Below are 18,548 nucleotides of genomic sequence, written 5' to 3' on the forward strand. Positions count from 1 at the left end.
AAGGCCGACCGCGCTCGACCGGAGCAGCTGACGGCCCGGTACGGCTCAGGGCATGACCCGCGCCAGATAGGGCGCCGTGGCGCTGCCCGCCGCCGTGGCCACCCGCTCCGGCGGACCCGAGGCCACGATCCGGCCGCCCCGGTCACCGCCGCCGGGGCCCAGGTCGATGACCCAGTCGGCGCCCGCCACCACCGTCATGTCGTGCTCGACCACCACGACCGTGTGCCCGGCGTCGACCAGCCCGTGCAGCCGGTCCATCAGCACCTCCACATCGGCCGGGTGCAGCCCGGTGGTGGGCTCGTCCAGCAGGTAGACGGTGTGGCCGCGCCGGCCGCGCTGCAACTCGCTCGCCAGCTTGATCCGCTGCGCCTCTCCGCCGGACAGCTCGGTCGCCGGCTGCCCGAGGTGCAGATAGCCCAGGCCGACGTCGAGCAGCGTGCCGAGGCTGCGGGCGGCGGCCGGGATGTCGGCGAAGAACGCCGCCGCGGCCTCCACCGTCAGATCCAGCACCTCGGCGATGTTCCGCTCCCGGTAGGTCACTTCCAGGGTCTGGGGGTTGTAGCGGGCGCCGCCGCAGTCCGGGCAGGGCGCGTAGGTGCTCGGCAGGAACAGCAGCTCGACGCTGACGAACCCCTCGCCCTGACAGGTCTCGCAGCGCCCACCGGCCACGTTGAAGGAGAAGCGGCCGACGCCGTACCCGCGCGCCCGCGCCTCCTCGGTGCCGGCGAACACCTTGCGTACGACGTCGAACAGGCCGGTGTAGGTGGCCAGGTTGGAACGCGGGGTGCGCCCGATCGGCCTCTGGTCGACCCGGACCAGCCGGTCCACGCCCGCCGACTCCTGCGTCAACTCGCCGATGAGCGTGGACTTTCCGGAGCCCGAGACCCCGGTGACGGCGGTGAACGCGCCGAGCGGGAACTCGGCCGTCACCGCGCGCAGGTTGTGCCGGGTCACCGGACCCACCTTCAACCAGCCGCGAGGGGAGCGGACTTCACGCGCCGGGCCGGGTGACTCGTCGAAGAGGAACGCGGCCGTCGCCGAGTCCTCGACCGACGCCAGCTCGGCCGGCGGCCCGCTGTACAGCACGCGTCCGCCGTGCTCGCCCGCGCCGGGGCCCACGTCCACCAGCCAGTCGGCGCCGCGCACCACCTCCAGGTGGTGCTCCACCACGAACACCGAGTTCCCGGCCGCCTTCAGCCGGTCCAGCACGGTCAGCAGGGCCTCGGTGTCCGCCGGGTGCAGTCCGGCGGACGGCTCGTCCAGGACGTACACCACCCCGAACAGCCCGGAGCGCAACTGCGTGGCGAGCCGCAGCCGTTGCAGCTCGCCCGCCGACAGGGTGGGGGTGGAGCGGTCGAGGCTGAGGTAGCCGAGGCCCAGTTCGACCACCGGCGCGATCCGGGACCTCAGGTCCCCGGTGAGGACCCGCTCGGTCTCGGTGCGGCCGGTGGGGCCGTCGAGAGCCGCGGCCAGGTCGGTCAGCGGCAGCGCCGCCAGTTCGGCGATGGTCCGGCCGCCGAAGGTCACCGCCAGCGCCTCGGGCCGTAGCCGGCTGCCCCCGCACACCGGGCAGGGCGCGCTGGTCAGGAACCGTTCCGCCTTCGCCCGCAGCGACGCGGACCTGGTGTCCGAGAAGGTCTTGAGCACATAGCGGCGGGCGCTCATGTACGTGCCCTGGTACGGCCGTTGGATGCGGTCGGCGTCGCGGACGGGGTGCACGGTGACCACCGGCTGCTCGTCCGTGAACAGGATCCACTCGCGCGCCTGCGCGGGCAGCTCGCGCCAGGGCCGGTCCACGTCGTGGCCGAGCGCGTCGAGGATGTCGCGCAGGTTCTTGCCCTGCCAGGCACCGGGCCAGGCGGCGATGGCGCCCTCCCGGATCGACAGCGAGGGATCCGGGACCAGCAACTCCTCGGTGGTGCCGTGCACCTGGCCGAGGCCGTGGCACTCCGGGCAGGCACCGGCCGCCGTGTTCGGCGAGAACGCGTCCGAATCGAGCCGCTCCGCGCCCGGCGGATACTCCCCGGCCCGGGAGAACAGCATGCGCAGCGAGTTGGAGAGATTGGTGACCGTGCCGACCGAGGAACGCGAGGTGGGGGCCGCGCGGCGCTGCTGCAGCGAGACCGCGGGCGGCAGCCCGGTGATCTCGCCGACCCGGGGCGCCCCGACCTGGTGGATCAGCCTGCGCGCATACGGCGCGACCGACTCGAAGTACCGCCGCTGGGCCTCGGCGTAGATCGTGCCGAACGCCAGGGACGACTTCCCCGAGCCGGAGACACCGGTGAACACGGCGAGCACGTCCCGGGGGATGTCCACGTCGACGCCCTTGAGGTTGTGCTCACGGGCGCCCCGGACACGGATGTAAGGGTCGTACGGCTCGTGGGGGCTGTGCATGGGGGGAGACTCTATCCGCCCCCGTGCGCTACGACTGCGGCGGGTTGTCCCGGTTCGGCCGGGTGCCGAACTCGTCCCTCAGCTTGTCCTGACCGGCGTCCACCTGCGACTGGTATGTGTTCCCGGTGCGCTGGTCGATGTAGTCGCCGCCCTTGTCGATGCCCTTGTCGGCCATACCCTCATGGCCCTTGAGCATGCCCTTGATCTTGTCCATGAAGGACATGGCAGCCCTCCTCGTCGCTTGCGGCTTGCCCTCCAAGGGTCACCGGGCCCGGCCGGGTTCGCATCTCGGGGCCCTGGGCCACTGGGGCCTCGAGCGGCCCGGCTTCAGCGGCCCGGCGTGAACAGCGCGGCGAGCCGCCGGAAGGAGTCCAGCAGGGCCGTACGGTCGTACGTGCTGGTGGTGACCAGGACCTCGTCGGCGCCCGTCTCCTTCAGCACCTTCTCCAGCTCGTGTGCGACCTGGTCCTCGGTGCCCGCGATGTGCCCGGCGAGAGCGGCCTCGTGGAAGCCGCGCTCCTTCGCGGTCATCGGGCGGGCCTCGATCTCCTCGGCCGGGGAGAGCGGCGGGAAGGTGCCGTGGGTGCGCGCGTACGCCATCGACCAGGCCTCGGGGACCAGCAGCCGCCGGGCCTCCGCCTCGGTGCGGGCGACCGCGACCGTCCCGGAGATCACGACGTACGGCTCCGACGCCCAGCGGGAGGGACGGAACAGGGAGCGGTACTGGTCGATGCCGCGCAGCATCTTCTCCCGGCCGCGCAGATCGCCGATCACCATCGGCAGTCCGGCGCGGGCCGCGATCGACGCGCCCTCGCCCATGGCCAGCACGAACGGCGGCACCCGCAGCCCTTCGGCGGGACGCGCCCGCACCCCCGTCGGCGAGCCGCCCTCGAACCAGCCCAGCAGCTCGCCGAGCTGCGCCGCGAAGTCCTCGGCGACCTCCCTGTCCCGGCCGAGGGCCTTGCGCACCCCGTCGGTGAAGCCGACGGAACGCCCGAGCCCCATGTCGATCCGGCCGGGAAACAGGGACTCCAGGACGCCGAACTGCTCGGCGACGACGAGCGGCTGGTGGTTGGGCAGCATCACCCCGCCGGTGCCGACCCGGATCGTACGCGTGGCCGAGGCGACCGCGGCGGCCAGTACGGTCGGCGCGGAACCGGCGACCCCGGGCACACCGTGGTGCTCGGACACCCAGAAGCGGTGATAGCCGAGCGTCTCCGCCTCCCGCGCCAGCGCGACGGTGTCCCGCAGCGCCGCGGCGGGCGGGTGCCCCTCGCGGGTGCGGGAACGGTCGAGGACGGAGAACCGGGTCCGGGCGGTCACTGTGCTGCTCACGCAGGGTTCAACGCCCTGGCGAGCCCGGAATTCCTGACCCGTCGGCGCCTGGCTAAGGTGGGCCCGTGACCGACAGCAACAGGCGCCCGCTCGCCGTGTTCGACCTGGACAACACCCTGGCCGACACCGCCCACCGGCAGCACTTTCTGGAGGCGCGGCCGAAGAACTGGGCCGCCTTCTTCGCCGCCGCGCCCGCGGATCCGCCCCTCGCCGAGGGCATCGCGCTCGCCGTGGACAGCGCCCGCGAGTGCGAGGTGCTGTATCTCACCGGCCGCCCCGAGCGGTGGCGGCGCGACACGCTGGACTGGCTCGCGGCCCAGGGGCTGCCCGAGGGGCGTGTGTACATGCGGAGCAACGCCGACCGCAGGCCCGCCCGGTTCACCAAGCTGGAGATCCTGCGCCGGCTCGCCCAGGACCGTGAGATCCGTGTCCTCGTGGACGACGACGAGATGGTCTGCGACGACGCCGAGCGCGCCGGGTTCACCGTCGTACGCGCCCGCTGGGCCGCGAAGTCCGCGGCGCTCGAGGAGGCTCAGGAGCGGGAGGGCCGCACCTGAGGCCGGGAGACGGTCAGTCGGCGTCCTCGATGCGGAAGCCCACCTTCAGCCCCACCTGGTAGTGCTCGATCCGTCCGTTCTCGATCTGGCCGCGGACCTCGGTGATCTCGAACCAGTCGAGGTTGCGCAGGGTCTGGTCGGCGCGGGCGATGCCGTTGCGGATGGCCTGGTCGATGCCCTCGTGCGACGTGCCGACGATCTCGGTGACCCGGTAGGTGTGATTCGTCATGAGGGTGCTCCTCTCGTGTCACGCCGTACTCCACCGTGCCCCATCCCCGCCGCGCCCGCCCCTTGACCTCCGCATTGGTCCATACCAAAATCCAGCACACCCGTACGAGTTCACCGCTCGTCCCCCACGTCGGGCCCCCACCCCTGTCCGCGTCCCCTTGCCAGACAGAACAGGACCCCTCGTGAGACGTCGTCTGCTCGCCCTCGTGTGTGTCACGGCTTCCCTGGTCAGCGCCTGCGGGATGCTCCCCGGCGGCCACGAGCGCAAGACGGTCACCGTGTGGCTGATGAAGGACAGCGCCTCCGCGGAGTTCCTCCGGCGGTTCACGGCCGACTTCGAGCGCACCCACAAGGACCTGCGCCTCGAAATCCGCATCCAGGAATGGACCGGCATCGTCGACAAGGTCCGCGCGGCGCTGAAGGACGACTCCGGCCACGGACCCGATGTCATCGAGGTCGGCAACACCCAGGTGCCGCTGTACGCCGACGGCGGCAAGCTCGCCGACCTCACGCTGGAGTCGATGCGCGACTGGGGCAAGGACCAGTGGCTGCCCGCCCTCGCCGAGCCCGGCAAGGACGCGAACGCGCAGTACGGCATCCCCTGGTACGCGGCCAACCGCGTCGTCATCTACCGCAAGGATCTCTTCCAGGCCGCCGGTATCACCCGCCCGCCGAGGACCCGCGAGGAGTGGCTCGCCGACACCGAGAGGCTCAACTCCGGCGTCGACCAGGGTATTTACCTGGCCGGACAGGACTGGTACACCCTCTCCGGCTTCGTCTGGGACGAGGGCGGCGACCTCGCCCGGCAGAAGGACTACAGGTGGGAGGGCGCCCTCGACACCCCGGCCGCGCTGCGTGGCATGGACTTCTACCGGCGGCTGCAGGCGCTGGGCCGCGGTCCGTTGGACGCCGACGAGGAACATCCGCCCCAGGCCGGGGTGTTCGCCGGCGGCAAGGTGGCGCAGATCGTCGCCGTACCGGGACTGGTCCAGTCGATCGTGCGGCAGAACCCGGACCTGAAAGGCAAGCTGGGTTTCTTCCCGGTGCCCGGGAAGACCGCCGCGCGGCCCGGCACCGTCTTCACCGGCGGCTCCGACCTCGTCGTCCCGGCCGGCACCAAGGACCAGTTCGCGGCGACCGCCGTCGTCGGGGCGCTCGTCGGAGCCAAGTGGGACACCGAACTCGCCCGCACCATGAACTACGTGCCCAACAAGACCACGCTGGCGAGCAAGGTCGAGGGGGAGGAGGGGGTCGCCGCCATGGCCGCGGGCGCGGCACACGGCCGGGCGACCCCCAGCACCCCTCAGTGGGCCGACGTCGAGGCCGACAACCCGATCAAGGAGTACATGACCCGGGTGCTGTCCGGGGCGAATCCGGCGACGGAGGCCCGCCGGGCCTCCGCGAAGATCACCGAGAAGCTCGCACCGGACGTCTGAGTCACCGCAGACGAGCATGGGCACGGCGTCGACCGCAGTCTGTGAGGAGCCCCGGTGCGCGCGGGGCCGATCGTCAGCCGGGGCGCGTGTCCGCGTCCAGGGCCATGACGCGCGGCTCGAGGTCCGCGCCGTCGGCGGTGAACCGGGACCGACGGTCCGATGAGTTGAGCAGTCAGGAGGTGGGCCGGCGTCCGCGTATGCACTATGTCGCATGCTTGCCGGGGCGACCGCTGGAATCGCCCGGATGGAGCAATGGGTACATGGATCGTCACGTTGCGCCGTCAGCCATACGAGTGTTGCATGGCAGAGGAGCGAAGCGGCGTGGGGGCCCACCCATTAAGGTCTTCGAACAAGGAGATTCATCGATGGAAATGCGCGGATCCATGCATAGCCGTCGTCAATTCCTTGGAGCCGCAGCCGCAACTGCTGTGACGGCCCAGGTCGGCATGGGGGACAGTGCGCAGGCACAGTCGGAATCGCCAGAGCATATGGCTCATCCCGGGGTCGATCCCGCGAAGCGCACGTCCTTTGGTCCGGTGAAGCAGATCCACGCCGGGGAACTCGACGTGGGGTACGTCGAAGCCGGACCGGCCCATGGGCAGGCGGTCCTGCTCATGCACGGCTGGCCCTACGACATTCACAGCTACGAGGCGGTCACGCCGTTGCTCGCAGCCAAGGGATACCGTGTGATCGTCCCCTACCTGCGCGGCCATGGCACCACGCGATTCCTGTCGAGCAAAACGCCCAGGAACGCACAACAGTCGGCGTTCGCCGTCGACATCGTCGCGCTGATGGACGCCTTGAAGATCGACAAGGCCATTCTCGCCGGGTACGACTGGGGATCGCGAACGGGCGACATCATTGCGGCCCTCTGGCCGGAGCGTTGCAAAGCGCTGGTCTCGGTGACCGGCTATCTCATTGTGAATGTCGAAGCCAACAAGATACCGACGCCGCCGAAGAGTGAATGGGCGTGGTGGTATCAGTACTACTTCTCCACCGAAAGAGGCGTACTCGGCCTCCAGGAGTACCGGCGCGATCTGGCCAAACTGGTCTGGAAGTTCAACTCTCCGACCTGGAACTTCGACGAGGCGACCTTCGATCGGACGGCGGCGGCATTCAGCAACCCCGATTACGTCAGTATCGTGATCGACAACTACCGCTGGCGCCTTGGGCTCGCGAAGGGTCAGCCGCGGTATGACGAGCTGGAAAAGCGTCTGGCCGCGGCGCCGGTCATCAAGGTGCCGACGATCACCATCGACGGAGCGCACGATCCGTTCACCCCTGCGGGGAACGGGTCCGCGTATCGCAAGAAGTTCGCAGGCACGTACGCGCACCGGACCCTGGACGTAGGGCACAACGTTCCCCAGGAGGACCCGCAGGGGTTCGCGGCGGCTGTCGTGGAGGTCGACGGGTTCTGACCGGTGCGGCGCCGCGAGGGACCTACCAGGTCTGCTCGGAAGCGCGGGCCAGCACCTCGTTGACGGACACCCGGCGGTCGCGCGTGACGACGAAGGCGACCGTGTCCGCGATGTCCTCGGGGCGCAGCATCCCCATCCCGGCCGGCTGCTGGTCCAGCGACGCTCTGATCTCGTCTCGCGAGCGCGTGACGAACTCGGTGTCCACCGTCCCGGGTTCGACCACGCTCACGCGCAGTCGCTGCCGCATGACCTCCTGGCGCAGGGCTTCGGTGAACCCGTTCACCGAGCTTGGTCATGCTGTAGACCGCCGTGCCCGGCCGTGCCACACGCCCCGCGGTGGAGCTGATGTTGACCAGGTCCGCGACCCGGCGGGGCGAGTCCTGCGCCGCGCTCGGCGCCAGCAGCGGCATCGGCGAGGCAACCGCCCTGAGCCTCGCCGCGGAGGGTGCCGCCGTCGCCCTGGTCGCCCGGCGCCGTGACCGGCTCGAGGAGCTGGCCGGGAAGATACGCACCGAGGGCGGGGCGGCCCTCGTGGTGAAGGCCGACATCACGGAGCGGGAACAGGCGACGGCCGCCGTGGAGCGTGTGGTGGTCGAACTCGGTCGCCTGGACATCCTCGTCAACAACGCGGGTGTGGGCATGCCCGGACCGGTCCTGAACGCGCCGGCTCAGGAACGGTCACCAGGGCTACGGTGTTCTGCAGACGTGCGGACATGACCGTCTCCTTGATCTGGATCGAGATGGTTCCGTCAGTCGGCCGTGGAGGCGGCCGCGAGCATGTCGAGGGAGACCTGCCACAGGCGGGCCGCGCTGTGAAGGTCCACCGCGTGGGCGGCGACTCCCCGGCGCACACCAGGCCGGTGCGGGCCGGCCTCGTTGCAGTCCTCGAAGTACCGGCCGGTCACGCCCTCGGCCAACGGAGAGGCGGCGAGCAGCACCGAGGTCGCGGCACCCTGCTCGATGTTCTTCCAGGACACGTCGGTGCTGGTGGGGTCGAACGAGGCCGGACTGTTGGAGATGTCCCCGATGTGACGGCCGAGCCGGGTGCTGGTGATGCGGCCCGGGTTGAGGGCGTTGACGGCGATGAGGTCGGTTGCCCAGCGGCGGCCCGCCTCGACCGCGAACAGGACGTTGGCGGTCTTGGACTGGCTGTAGGCAGCCCACGGGTCGTAGGGGCGCTGCTCGAAGCTGATGTCGTCGAAGATCACGCCGCCGTTGACGTGGCCGACCGAGCTGACGGCGACCACGCGTGCACCGTGGGCTGCTGTCAGGGCGCTGTGCAGGCCGGTGGCGAGGGCGAAGTGGCCGAGGTGGTTGGTGGCGAACTGCATTTCCCAGCCCTCCTTCGTCCGCTCCAGCGGCGAGGCCATCACGCCGGCGTTGAGGACCAGGATGTGCAGCGGCCCTCGCCATGCCGCCACGAAGGCGTGCACCGATTTCTGGTCGGCGAGGTCGAGCGGCGCGGCGTCGACCGTTCCCCGACCGTTTGCCGGTGCGATCTCCTCCGCGACCTGCATGCCTGCGGCCAGGTCGCGGACGCCGATGGTCACCTCGGCGCCGGCGGCGGCCAGGACTCGGGCGGTTTCCTGTCCGATGCCGGAAGCGCCCCCGGTGACGATGGCGCGCCGGCCGCTGAGGTCGATGCCTGCCAGTACCTCGGCAGCGGTGGTCTGCGACCCGAACGGGGTCGTGAGGAGGTTGTCGGTCATGGGTTCTCCAGGAAGGCGACGGGGTCGGGAGGCGAGGGCGCGTCCGATGGCGCACAGCCGGGGGGCGTCGTACCCTCGTATCCGGAACTGGTTCCGGTTACCCCTCCGAGGCTAAGCGGAACCGGTTCCGGTTTCAAGTGCGACGAGGAAGGGAGTCCGGTGACCGGCATCGAGGGGGGCTCGGCGCGGCACAGCAGGCCGCTGCGCGCCGACGCGCAACGCAATGAGGACCGACTGCTGGAGGCGGCAGCGGCCGCGTTCGCCCGTGAGGGAGCCGGTGCGTCGGTCAAGGACATCGCCCGTGCGGCAGGTGTCGGCGTCGGCACCCTCTACCGCCGGTTCCCCTCCAAGGAACTGCTGATCGAGGCGATCTACCGGCAAGAGGTGCAGCGACTGTGCGAGGCGGCACAGCACCTCACCGCCACACAGCCACCGGTGGACGCGCTGCGGACCTGGATGGAGCGCTTCATCGACTTCATGGCCGCCAAGCAGGGCATGGCCGACGCGCTGGCCGTGGTCCTTACCGACGAGAGCGAGAAGGTACACACCCGGTCGCTGCTCGCCGACGCCATCGCCCACCTGCTCGGCGCCGCGGAGGGCCAGTCGGTGGCACGGCCAGGGATCGAGGCGCAGGACGTGCTGATGGCCCTCGGCGGAATCAGCCTCATGGCCGCCAGCGAAGAACGACGCGACCTGGCCACCAGACTCATCGACCTGCTCCTGTACGGCGTCGTCACGAGCTGACGCGATCCGCACGACTGCCGCCCCTCGACTCCCTCGACGCCGCGATGGCCGACGCCGGGCGGACCAGTGGTCAGTCGGTGCGGGCGCGTCCCTGAACGCGGGAAACGACCTGGGCAGCCTCCTCGGTGGCGTCGAGGCCGGGTGGTCCGACGAGTCCACTCACCGCAGCCACCGAGCAGGAGCTGCGGCAGGCCGTACCGACACGGCTCGCCGCGGCCTTGGGTGGTACCGGTGCCTTGCCGGTATCGGTCGGCGAAGGGCGACTGTGCGTCTCCTCCGACGGCGGGATCCCGCTGCGGCGGGCCGACGCCGGTCGGTGCGCTGGGCACCCGCATCGGGAGGAATGCGTCCGCCGCCCGCCTCAGGAGGCCCTCCGCACCGGCAAGGCGCAGGGCACTGTGTCCCCGGTATGGCCATGACCTCGCCATGCCGGTCTTTCCCCTCGACCCGGTCGGAGGCCACAACGCGACAGCGCAGCCGACGATGGTCACCGCCGTTGTCGTCGAGGGCCCGGGCCCGTCGCTCGACGCCGGACCGGAGCGGGCTGGACGGCCCGCCGCCCCAGGCCCTGCGCGGCGGGCTGGACGCCGAGGCGACCGCGCACCGGGTACTCGATGCCGCGTCCGCGGTGGACCACCACGAGATGTGGCGGTGCTGATCCTCCGACGCGACGAAGAGCGAAGTCGCGCACCCCCTCGGCCAGTCGTTAGCCTGAATTCATACTCCGGCACTGATGACGTCCCCATCGATGTGTGGGGCGGGCCCGCCGGGCCGCGCGCGTCGGCGAGCGACCGTCCTATGGGGACGCCGGCCTCAGACCTCCATATTCCGCCGCCCCGGGGTCGGTCCGACCGTCGCAGGTTCCGATCAAGATCGCACTCCCGCATGGAGCGTGTCCGCGCACTCACCCCGGGCAGAGCCGACTCGGCTTTCGCACAGAGGGAGATCGTCATGACCGACAGCCACGCGCGGACCCCGGCCATCCCCGGCGTCCTCGTCGATCCACTGCGTAACCGTGGCGTGGCCTTCACACCTGAGGAACGGGAAGCCCTCGGCCTCACGGGGCGCCTGCCCTCCGCGGTGCTCACGCTCGACCGGCAGGCTCAGCGTGCCTACCAGCAGATGCAGGCTCAGAGCAGCGACCTCGCCAAGAACGTGTACCTGGAACAGCTGCACGACCGCAACGAAACCCTGTACTTCAAGGTACTCACCGAGCACCTCGCCGAACTGCTGCCGATCGTCTACGACCCCACCGTGGGCGAAGCGATCGAGAAGTACTCCCACGAGTACCGACGCCCGCGCGGCATCTTCCTGTCCGTCGACCGGCCCGACGACATGGAGAAGGCCTTCGCCACGCTTCAACTCGGGCCCGAGGACGTCGACCTGATCGTGTGCACCGACGCGGAGGAGATCCTGGGCATCGGGGACTGGGGTGTGAACGGGATCCAGATATCGGTCGGGAAGCTCGCGGTCTACACCGCGGCCGCGGGCATCGACCCGCGCCGTGTCGTTCCGGTGTCGCTGGACGTGGGCACGGACCGCACATCGCTGCGGGAGGACCCGCTGTACCTGGGCAACCGGCATCCCCGTGTCCGTGGCGCCGACTACGACGCGTTCATCGAGAAGTACCTGGAGACGGCGTCGTCCGCGTTCCCCGACGCGCTTTTGCACTTCGAGGACTTCGGTCCCAGCAACGCACGGCGGATCCTGGAGCAGTACGGCGGCCGCTACCGGATCTTCAACGACGACATGCAGGGCACCGGAGCCATCACACTGGCCGCGGCCCTGTCCGCCGTCAAGGTCAGCGGTGTGCGGATGCGTGACCAGAAACTGGTCGTCTTCGGCGCCGGGACCGCCGGCGTGGGCATCGCCGACCAACTGCGCGACACGATGATCCGCGACGGCGCGGACGCGGAGCGCGCCGCCGCACAGGTGTGGCTCGTCGACAAACAGGGACTGCTCACCCGGGACATGACCGACCTGCGCGACTTCCAGCAGACCTACGCGCGTGATCCTGCCGAGGTCGCGGAGTGGGAGCGGCGCGATGGTCAGGTCTCACTGCTGGAAACGGTGCGCAGGGTCGAGCCGACCATCCTGCTGGGCACCTCCACCGCGCACGGCGCGTTCACGCGTGAGGTCGTCGAGGCCATGTCCGAAGGCACCGAGCGGCCGATCATCTTCCCGATCTCCAACCCCACCTCCCGGATCGAGGCCATGCCCGCCGACGTCATCGCCTGGTCCAGGGGGAAGGCGCTCGTCGCGACCGGCATCCCCGTCGAGCCCGTCGAATACGACGGCGTGACCTACCAGATCGGGCAGGCCAACAACGCGCTGCTGTACCCGGGCCTGGGCCTGGGCACGATCGTCTCCGGTGCGTCCCAGGTGACCGCGGGCATGCTGCTCGCGGCCGCGCAGGCCGTCGCCGACCAGGTCGACCCATCGGGGCCGGGCGCCTCCCTGCTACCGCCCGTGGACGACCTGCGGGAGTCGTCCGCGATCACCGCGACCGCGGTGGTCGAGGCGGCGCTCGACGACGGCGTGGCCAGCTCCAAGCCGGTCGACATCGAAGAGGCTGTCCGCCAGGCCATGTGGCAGCCGGTCTACACCGACGGAGCAGCGGCATGAACAGGCGACACTCCGCCGCCGACCGCGCCGGGTCGGCCGGGCGGGACGAAGGACCGAAGATCCTCGACATCCCCATCGGCCTGCACGCGACCGGCACCCGGCGGGAGACCGACTCCATGGGAGCCATCGATGTCCCCGCGGACCGCTACTGGGGCGCCCAGACACAACGGTCCCTGATCCACTTCTCCATCGGGGACGACCGGATGCCCAAGGCGGTCTACCACGCCTACGGCTACGTCAAGAAGGCCGCCGCCGCCGTCAACGGGCGCGCCGGGCGGCTCCCGGCCTGGCAGGCCGACCTGATCCAGCGGGTGGCCGACGAAGTCATCGCGGGCGACCTGGACGATCACTTCCCGCTGTACGTGTGGCAGACCGGGTCCGGTACGCAGTCCAACATGAACACCAACGAGGTGATCAGCAACCGCGCCATCCAGCTGGCCGGCGGGGAGCTGGGCAGCAAGTCCCCGGTCCACCCCAACGACCACGTCAACATGGGGCAGTCGTCGAACGACACCTTCCCCACCGCCATGCACATCGCCGCGGTCAAGGAGATCCACGAGCACCTGCTGCCCAGTGTGCGGGCGCTGCAGCATGCCATCGAGACCAAGGCACGGCAGTGGCACGACGTGGTGAAGATCGGCCGCACGCACCTGGAGGACGCCGTCCCGCTCACCGTGGGGCAGGAATGGTCCGGCTACGCCCACCAGTTGCACCAAGCCATCTGCCGGGTCACCAGCGCCGCCGAGGGCCTGTACGAGCTTGCGATGGGCGGCACCGCGGTGGGCACGGGTCTCAACGCCCCACCCGGATTCGGCGAGCAGGTGGCAGCCGACATCGCGGACGCGACCGGTTACCCGTTCACCACCGCGCGGAACAAGTTCGCCGCCCAGGGCGGTCTGGACGCCATGGCCGGTGCCTCCGCCGGGCTGCGGGCGCTGGCCGTGCCCCTGATGAAGATCGCCAACGACATCCGCTGGCTGGCCTCCGGCCCCCGCTGCGGCCTCGACGAACTCATCCTCCCGGCGAACGAGCCCGGTTCCTCGATCATGCCGGGCAAGGTCAACCCGACCCAGTGCGAGGCGATGGTCATGGTCTGCATCCAGGTGCTGTCCGAGGACGAGGCCATCGCCTTCGCCGGCACACAGGGCAACTTCGAACTCAACGCCATGCGCCCGGTCATCATCAACAACTTCCTGCACGCGGCGACCATCCTCGCCGACGCCTGCACCAAGATGCGCGAGTACTGCATCGAGGGCACCGAGCTCAACCGCGACCAGATCGACAGTTACGTCGACCGGTCCCTGATGCTGGTCACGGCCCTGTCTCCCGTGATCGGTTACGACAAGGCCTCCGCCATCGCCCACAAGGCCGACGACGAGGACACCACCCTGCGTGCCGCCGCACTGGCTTCCGGTTACATCAGCGCCGAGGACTTCGACCGCATCGTCCGGCCCGCCGCCATGGTCGGCCGGACATAGAACAGCACACTGCGGGGGCCGCCGCCGTGGCCGCGGGCGCGGCGCACGGGCAGGCGGCCCCCACACTCACCGAGCCACACTCACCTAGCCACGCTCAGCGACAGCGCGAAGCGGCCCTGCGCGTCCGTCCACCAGTGGGTCAGCTCAAGCCCCGCAGCGGCCAGTTCGCCGGTCACGCCCTCCTTGCGGAACTTGGCGGACACCTCGGTGCGCAGCTCCTCGCCGGCCGCGAAGTCCACGGCCAGGTCCAGCGCGGGCACCTTCACGGTCTGCGCGGTACGGGAGCGCAGCCGCATCTCGATCCACTCGTGCTCGGGGTCCCAGAGGGCCACGTGGTCGAAGGCGTCCGGATCGAAGTCCGCGCCCAGCTCACGGTCGACCACGGCCAGCACGTTCTTGTTGAACGCCGCCGTCACCCCGGCCGCGTCGTCGTACGCCCGGACCAGCACCTGTTCGTCCTTGACCAGGTCCGTGCCGAGCAGCAGCCCGTCGCCGGGGGCGAGCAGGTCGCGTACGGAGGCCAGGAAGCGGGCGCGTTCGGCGGGCAGCAGGTTGCCGATCGTGCCGCCGAGGAAGGCCAGCAGCCGGGGGCCGGGAGTCGCGGGCAGGGCCAGCGGGGCGGTGAAGTCGGCGATCAGCGCGTGGACCTCGAGGTCCGGGCGGTCCGCGACGAGCGCCTTTCCGGCCTGGACGAGGGCGCTCTCGCTGACGTCGACCGGGACGTACGCCGCGGGCGAGAGCGCGTCGAGGAGAAAGCGGGTCTTCTCCGAGGAGCCCGAGCCGAGTTCGATCAGCGTGCGGGCACCGCTCGCAGCGGCGATCTCGCCGGACCGGGTGGCGAGGATCTCCCGCTCGGCGCGGGTGGGGTAGTACTCGGGCAGTTCGGTGATCTGCTCGAACAGTTCGCTGCCGCGGGCGTCGTAGAACCACTTGGGCGGCAGCCACTTGGGCTGGGCGGTGAGGCCGTTCAGGACGTCGGCGCGCAGCGCGGCGTCCGTCGCGTCCTCGGGGAGGGTGCGGGTGACGTGCAAGGGGCTCACGTACAGGGCTCCTTCGATGATGGGGGTCCCGCCGCTCGTGCGGAGTCGAGAGTGGGGGAGGACGCGGGATCCTCCAGCGGGGCGAGCAGCACGCCGGCGCGGCTCGCGGTGAGCACGGTGCGGTCGGGGACCTCCTGCCAGAGCGGGTCGTCGTCGTAGGGCTCGGAGGCGACGACCGTGCTCAGGCCGGGCTCCGTGCGGTACCAGAGGGTGTCGCCCCAGGCGGTGGCGGCGATCGTCGTCCCGTCCGTCAGCAGCAGGTTGAGCCGCGAGGCCGGGGCCGCCCCGGCCAGCTGACGAACCGTTTCACCGAGGGCCTGGTCGGGCTCGTCGCCCGAGCGCAGCCGGTGCAGGACCAGGGCCCAGACGAACGCCGAGTCGGTGCGGGCCTGCAGCGACAGCAGCTCGACCGGGGGCAGCGCGGAGACCAGCGGGGCGACCGAGTCGGGCCAGCCGGCGAGGGCGCCGTTGTGGCTGAACAGCCACCGGCCCGAGGCGAACGGCGCCGCGGCCGCCTCGGCGTCGGCCCCGGCGAGCGTCGCGTCCCGTACGGCGGCGAGTACGCAGCCGGAGCGCACCACCCGGGCCAGGTCGGCGAAGGACAGGTCCGCCCAGACCGGCCCGGCCCGCCGGTAGCGTGCCGGGAGAGGGTCGTCCTGGGCGTACCAGCCGACCCCGAAGCCGTCCGCGTTGACCGTCCCGTAGCGCTGCCGCCGGGGCGCCCACGACTGGCGCACCAGACTGTGCTCCGGCTCCAGCAGGAGCCGGCCGAGCTGCTCCTCGGGCCCCACATAGGCCAGGTGACGGCACATCAGGCGGCCTCCGAGCGGGCGGTGCGGAACCCGGAGAAGATCTGCCGCCGGATCGGGTAGTCCCAGTTGCGGAACGTGCCCCGGCAGGCCACCGGGTCCACGGCGAACGAACCGCCGCGCAGCACCTTGTGGTCGGAGCCGAAGAACACCTCCGAGTACTCCTTGTACGGGAAGGCCCGGAAGCCCGGGTAGGGCAGGAAGTCGCTGGCCGTCCACTCCCACACGTCACCGATCAACTGCCGTACGCCGAGCGGTGAGGCACCGGCCGGGTAGCTGCCGGCCGGCGCGGGCCTGAGGTACCGCTGGCCCAGGTTGGCGTGCTCCGGCGCCGGGTCCGCGTCGCCCCACGGGTAGCGCATGGAGCGGCCGGTGGCCGGGTCGTACCGGGCGGCCTTCTCCCACTCCGCCTCGGTGGGCAGCCGCCGCCCGGCCCAGCGGGCGTAGGCGTCGGCCTCGTACCAGCACACGTGCAGCACCGGCTCGTCGGGCGGGACCGCCTCGGTGACCCCGAAGTGGCGTCGCAGCCAGCCGTTCCCGTCCCGGCGCCAGAACAGCGGCGCGGTGATCGTGTGCTGCCTGATGTGGGCCCAGCCCTCCGGGGTCCACCAGCGCTCGGTGTCGTAGCCGCCGTCCTCGATGAACGCCTGGTACGCCGCGTTCGTCACCGGGGTGGTGTCGATCCAGAACGGCGCCACCTCCCGGGCGTGCGCCGGGCGTTCGTTGTCCAGCGCCCACGGCTCGGCCGAGGTGCCCATCGTGAACGGGCCGCCGGGGACCAGGACTTCGGCCGGTCCGGTGAACAGGGGAGCGGGTTCCGGGTCCGGGGCGGTCAGGGCCTGCGGGCCCTTTCTGAGCTGATGGGTGATCAACATGGTCTCGTCGTGCTGCTGTTCGTGCTGGGCGATCATTCCGAAGGCGAACCCGGCCTCGGTCAGCCGGGTGCCGTGGAAGTCCGCGCCCGCCAGCAGGTCCATGACCCGTCCGCGCACCTCGGCCGCGTAGTGGCGGGCCTCGGCGGGCGGCAGCAGCGGCAGTGAGGGCCGCTCGGCGCGCGGGTGCTCGAAGGCGTCGTACAGGCTGTCGATCTCGGGCCGCATGGCGTCCCGGCCGCCGACCGCCCGGAGCAGCCACAGTTCCTCCTGGTTGCCGATGTGCGCGAGGTCCCACACCAGCGGGGACATCAGCGGCGAGTGCTGGGCGGTGAGATCGGGCTCCTCGACGCAGCTGGTCAGCAGCGTGGTGCGGTCCCGGGCGGCGGTGAGGGAGGCCAGCACCCGCTCGCGCAGCGTCTCGCTGTCCACCTCGGTCGTCGCGGTGTCGGTCTCGGGCGCGGTCATGTGCGGATGTCCTTCCTCCTGTTGCCGGTGCGGCCGGACCGGTACGGGGGCAGGTCCCCGCTCGCCGGCCGGTCCAGCAGGTCGTCGGCCGGGCAGCGGCCCCGGGCGACATAGCGGTCCAGATACGCGGCCACCGCGCCGGTCACCTCGGCGGTGGCGCCGAGCCGGGGCAGGGCCTCCAGTGCCGCCGCGAAGCACACGGCGGCGGCCTCGCGCAGCTCCGGGTCGGCGAGCCCGAGCCGGGCCGCGTCGGTCCACAGCGCGTTGTGCGGGGCGGGCAGGTTCAGGGCCCGCTCCGCGAGCGGCTTGACGCTCCGGTACGCCGTCTCGGCGGCCGCCGGGTCGTCGAACAGCGCCGCCGTCACCGCGAGCGGCACGATCCAGCCGTCGTCGCCGGGCTGCGCGTCGATCATCCGCAGCTCGAGGTGGCCGCGCGGCCGGACCGGCGGGAACAGCGTGGTCAGGTGGTACTCCAGGTCCGCCCGGGTGGGCGGCCGGGGAGAGCGGGAACGGGTCCACTCCCGGAAGGTGAGCTCCTCGGGCACGTCCCACGGCCCGCTGTCCCGGCGCACGCACATCACCGGTGAGTCGAGCACGTGCCGGGCCCAGGCGGCGCGCGGCTCGCTCTCCAGCGGGGGAGCGCCCGCGCGCCCGGCGCCGATCTCCATCCACATCAGCTGCCGGGTGGACCGCCAGCCCGTGGGTTCGCGGCCCATCAGCGGGGAGTTGGCGAACGCGGCCACCAGGACCGCCCCCAGCTGATGGGCCAGCCACCAGCGGCGCCGGTAGCCGAGCGGGCCCGGCTCCTCGTGGCCGGCGTCCACGCAGACCTGCACGGAGGCGGAGGCGCACATCATGTGGCGGCCCGCCGGACCGTCGCGGTCCAAGCAGGTCTCCATCGCGTCGTAGCGCGGCTCGTGCAGGAATCGGCGGGGGGCGTGCCAGGGGTCGTGGCCGATGCCGACCAGACCGAGCCCTTCCCCGGCGAGGACGGCGCGGACGGTCTCCAGATCGGCGGAGACGGTGCCGATGCACTCCATCAGGGAGGCGGCGGGCGGCGAGCTCAGCTCCAGCTGGCCGCCGGGTTCCACGGTGAGCGGCGACCGCAGGGGCAGGGCCCGCAGTGCGGCGTACACCGCTTCGAGTCGTTCGGATGACACGGGGAGCTGCGGCGTCCGCAGCTCATGAACCAGCCACTCCAGTTCCACACCGAGCGCGCGCGGCGGCCCGGTCTTGAAGCAGATGCCCCGGACCAGGGCCTCCACCTCGGCTTCGGCGACGGCGGTACGGTGGCCCGTACAGTCGCCACCGTCGCTCTGTGAATCGGACATGTCGGGATCCTCCTGAGATTCCACCATGCCACCGGCCCGGTTCGGACAGGGGGCCGGGCAGGCGCGCGTTCCACCCAAGACCCTCGAGCCGATTCGCACAAGGG

Annotated in this window: 18 protein-coding genes; 8 read left to right on the plus strand and 10 right to left on the minus strand. The window is 71.2% G+C overall.

All coding sequences use genetic code 11. The features are described from left to right. Nucleotides 1-45 precede the first annotated feature (45 nt). The 3 genes from ACWDEN_RS27920 to ACWDEN_RS27930 all read right to left on the minus strand — a co-directional run bounded on the left by ACWDEN_RS27920 (nt 46) and on the right by ACWDEN_RS27930 (nt 3,729). A complete protein-coding gene (locus tag ACWDEN_RS27920; protein WP_351609779.1) occupies nt 46-2,394 on the minus strand; it encodes an excinuclease ABC subunit UvrA in 2,349 nt (782 codons plus the stop codon). A gap of 28 nt (nt 2,395-2,422) precedes the next feature. Continuing rightward, nucleotides 2,423-2,617, minus strand: coding sequence for an antitoxin (locus tag ACWDEN_RS27925; protein WP_055705713.1), 195 nt, complete (start codon nt 2,615-2,617; stop codon nt 2,423-2,425). A gap of 104 nt (nt 2,618-2,721) precedes the next feature. Next, nucleotides 2,722-3,729 (minus strand): LLM class flavin-dependent oxidoreductase, encoded by a 1,008-nt coding sequence (locus ACWDEN_RS27930; protein WP_450860438.1) that lies wholly within the window; start codon nt 3,727-3,729, stop codon nt 2,722-2,724. Nucleotides 3,730-3,794: 65 nt separating this feature from the next. On the opposite strand from ACWDEN_RS27930, the gene ACWDEN_RS27935 reads away from it, so the two are divergent. Continuing rightward, nucleotides 3,795-4,286, plus strand: coding sequence for a phosphatase domain-containing protein (locus ACWDEN_RS27935; RefSeq protein ID WP_351609773.1), 492 nt, complete (start codon nt 3,795-3,797; stop codon nt 4,284-4,286). Between the two features lie 13 nt (nt 4,287-4,299). Here the strand turns inward: ACWDEN_RS27935 and ACWDEN_RS27940 are convergent, their stop codons facing one another. Then, nucleotides 4,300-4,515 (minus strand): dodecin, encoded by a 216-nt coding sequence (locus tag ACWDEN_RS27940; protein ID WP_153536743.1) that lies wholly within the window; start codon nt 4,513-4,515, stop codon nt 4,300-4,302. A gap of 181 nt (nt 4,516-4,696) precedes the next feature. Between ACWDEN_RS27940 and ACWDEN_RS27945 the strand changes: the two genes are divergently transcribed. Further along, nucleotides 4,697-5,950, plus strand: coding sequence for an extracellular solute-binding protein (locus tag ACWDEN_RS27945; protein ID WP_450860441.1), 1,254 nt, complete (start codon nt 4,697-4,699; stop codon nt 5,948-5,950). 383 nt (nt 5,951-6,333) lie between these two features. Further along, a complete protein-coding gene (locus ACWDEN_RS27950) occupies nt 6,334-7,368 on the plus strand; it encodes an alpha/beta fold hydrolase (protein ID WP_450860468.1) in 1,035 nt (344 codons plus the stop codon). Nucleotides 7,369-7,390: 22 nt separating this feature from the next. Here the strand turns inward: ACWDEN_RS27950 and ACWDEN_RS27955 are convergent, their stop codons facing one another. Next, the gene (locus tag ACWDEN_RS27955) at nt 7,391-7,651 is read right to left on the minus strand and encodes an SDR family oxidoreductase (protein ID WP_450860443.1); all 261 of its coding nucleotides are present in this window, start codon (nt 7,649-7,651) and stop codon (nt 7,391-7,393) included. 62 nt (nt 7,652-7,713) lie between these two features. Here ACWDEN_RS27955 and ACWDEN_RS27960 point away from each other — a divergent pair, with 62 nt between their 5' ends. Beyond that, nucleotides 7,714-8,085: an SDR family NAD(P)-dependent oxidoreductase gene (locus ACWDEN_RS27960; protein WP_351609765.1), complete on the plus strand. Its 372-nt coding sequence runs from the start codon at nt 7,714-7,716 to the stop codon at nt 8,083-8,085. 32 nt (nt 8,086-8,117) lie between these two features. Here the strand turns inward: ACWDEN_RS27960 and ACWDEN_RS27965 are convergent, their stop codons facing one another. Continuing rightward, nucleotides 8,118-9,077, minus strand: a complete 960-nt coding sequence (locus tag ACWDEN_RS27965; protein ID WP_351609762.1) for an SDR family NAD(P)-dependent oxidoreductase — start codon at nt 9,075-9,077, stop codon at nt 8,118-8,120. Nucleotides 9,078-9,236: 159 nt separating this feature from the next. Between ACWDEN_RS27965 and ACWDEN_RS27970 the strand changes: the two genes are divergently transcribed. From ACWDEN_RS27970 to fumC, 4 genes are all read left to right on the plus strand, one after another. Then, complete coding sequence (locus ACWDEN_RS27970) at nt 9,237-9,821, plus strand: TetR/AcrR family transcriptional regulator (protein ID WP_351609760.1); 585 nt, start codon at nt 9,237-9,239, stop codon at nt 9,819-9,821. 496 nt (nt 9,822-10,317) lie between these two features. Further along, entirely contained in the window at nt 10,318-10,479 is a 162-nt protein-coding gene (locus tag ACWDEN_RS27975; protein WP_351609758.1) for a hypothetical protein, read from the plus strand. Between the two features lie 293 nt (nt 10,480-10,772). Beyond that, nucleotides 10,773-12,446 carry an NAD-dependent malic enzyme gene (locus ACWDEN_RS27980; RefSeq protein WP_450860446.1) on the plus strand — a complete coding sequence of 558 codons (1,674 nt, stop codon included), beginning with the start codon at nt 10,773-10,775 and terminating at the stop codon, nt 12,444-12,446. Then, nucleotides 12,443-13,924, plus strand: a complete 1,482-nt coding sequence (fumC, locus tag ACWDEN_RS27985) for a class II fumarate hydratase (RefSeq protein WP_450860448.1) — start codon at nt 12,443-12,445, stop codon at nt 13,922-13,924. Before ACWDEN_RS27980 ends, fumC begins: the two co-directional genes overlap by 4 nt. A gap of 80 nt (nt 13,925-14,004) precedes the next feature. Here the strand turns inward: fumC and egtD are convergent, their stop codons facing one another. From egtD to egtA, 4 genes are read right to left on the minus strand one after another with little or no spacing between them, the layout of a single operon-like run. After that, nucleotides 14,005-14,964 carry an L-histidine N(alpha)-methyltransferase gene (egtD, locus tag ACWDEN_RS27990; protein WP_450860450.1) on the minus strand — a complete coding sequence of 320 codons (960 nt, stop codon included), beginning with the start codon at nt 14,962-14,964 and terminating at the stop codon, nt 14,005-14,007. After that, complete coding sequence (gene egtC / locus ACWDEN_RS27995; RefSeq protein ID WP_351609748.1) at nt 14,961-15,776, minus strand: ergothioneine biosynthesis protein EgtC; 816 nt, start codon at nt 15,774-15,776, stop codon at nt 14,961-14,963. Before egtC ends, egtD begins: the two co-directional genes overlap by 4 nt. Next, entirely contained in the window at nt 15,776-17,113 is a 1,338-nt protein-coding gene (gene egtB / locus ACWDEN_RS28000) for an ergothioneine biosynthesis protein EgtB (protein ID WP_450860452.1), read from the minus strand. Before egtB ends, egtC begins: the two co-directional genes overlap by 1 nt. Then, entirely contained in the window at nt 17,110-18,444 is a 1,335-nt protein-coding gene (gene egtA / locus ACWDEN_RS28005; protein ID WP_450860454.1) for an ergothioneine biosynthesis glutamate--cysteine ligase EgtA, read from the minus strand. The genes egtB and egtA overlap by 4 nt, the downstream gene beginning before the upstream one ends. Between the last annotated feature and the right edge of the window lie 104 nt (nt 18,445-18,548).

Source organism: Streptomyces sp. NPDC001153, assembly GCF_053598315.1.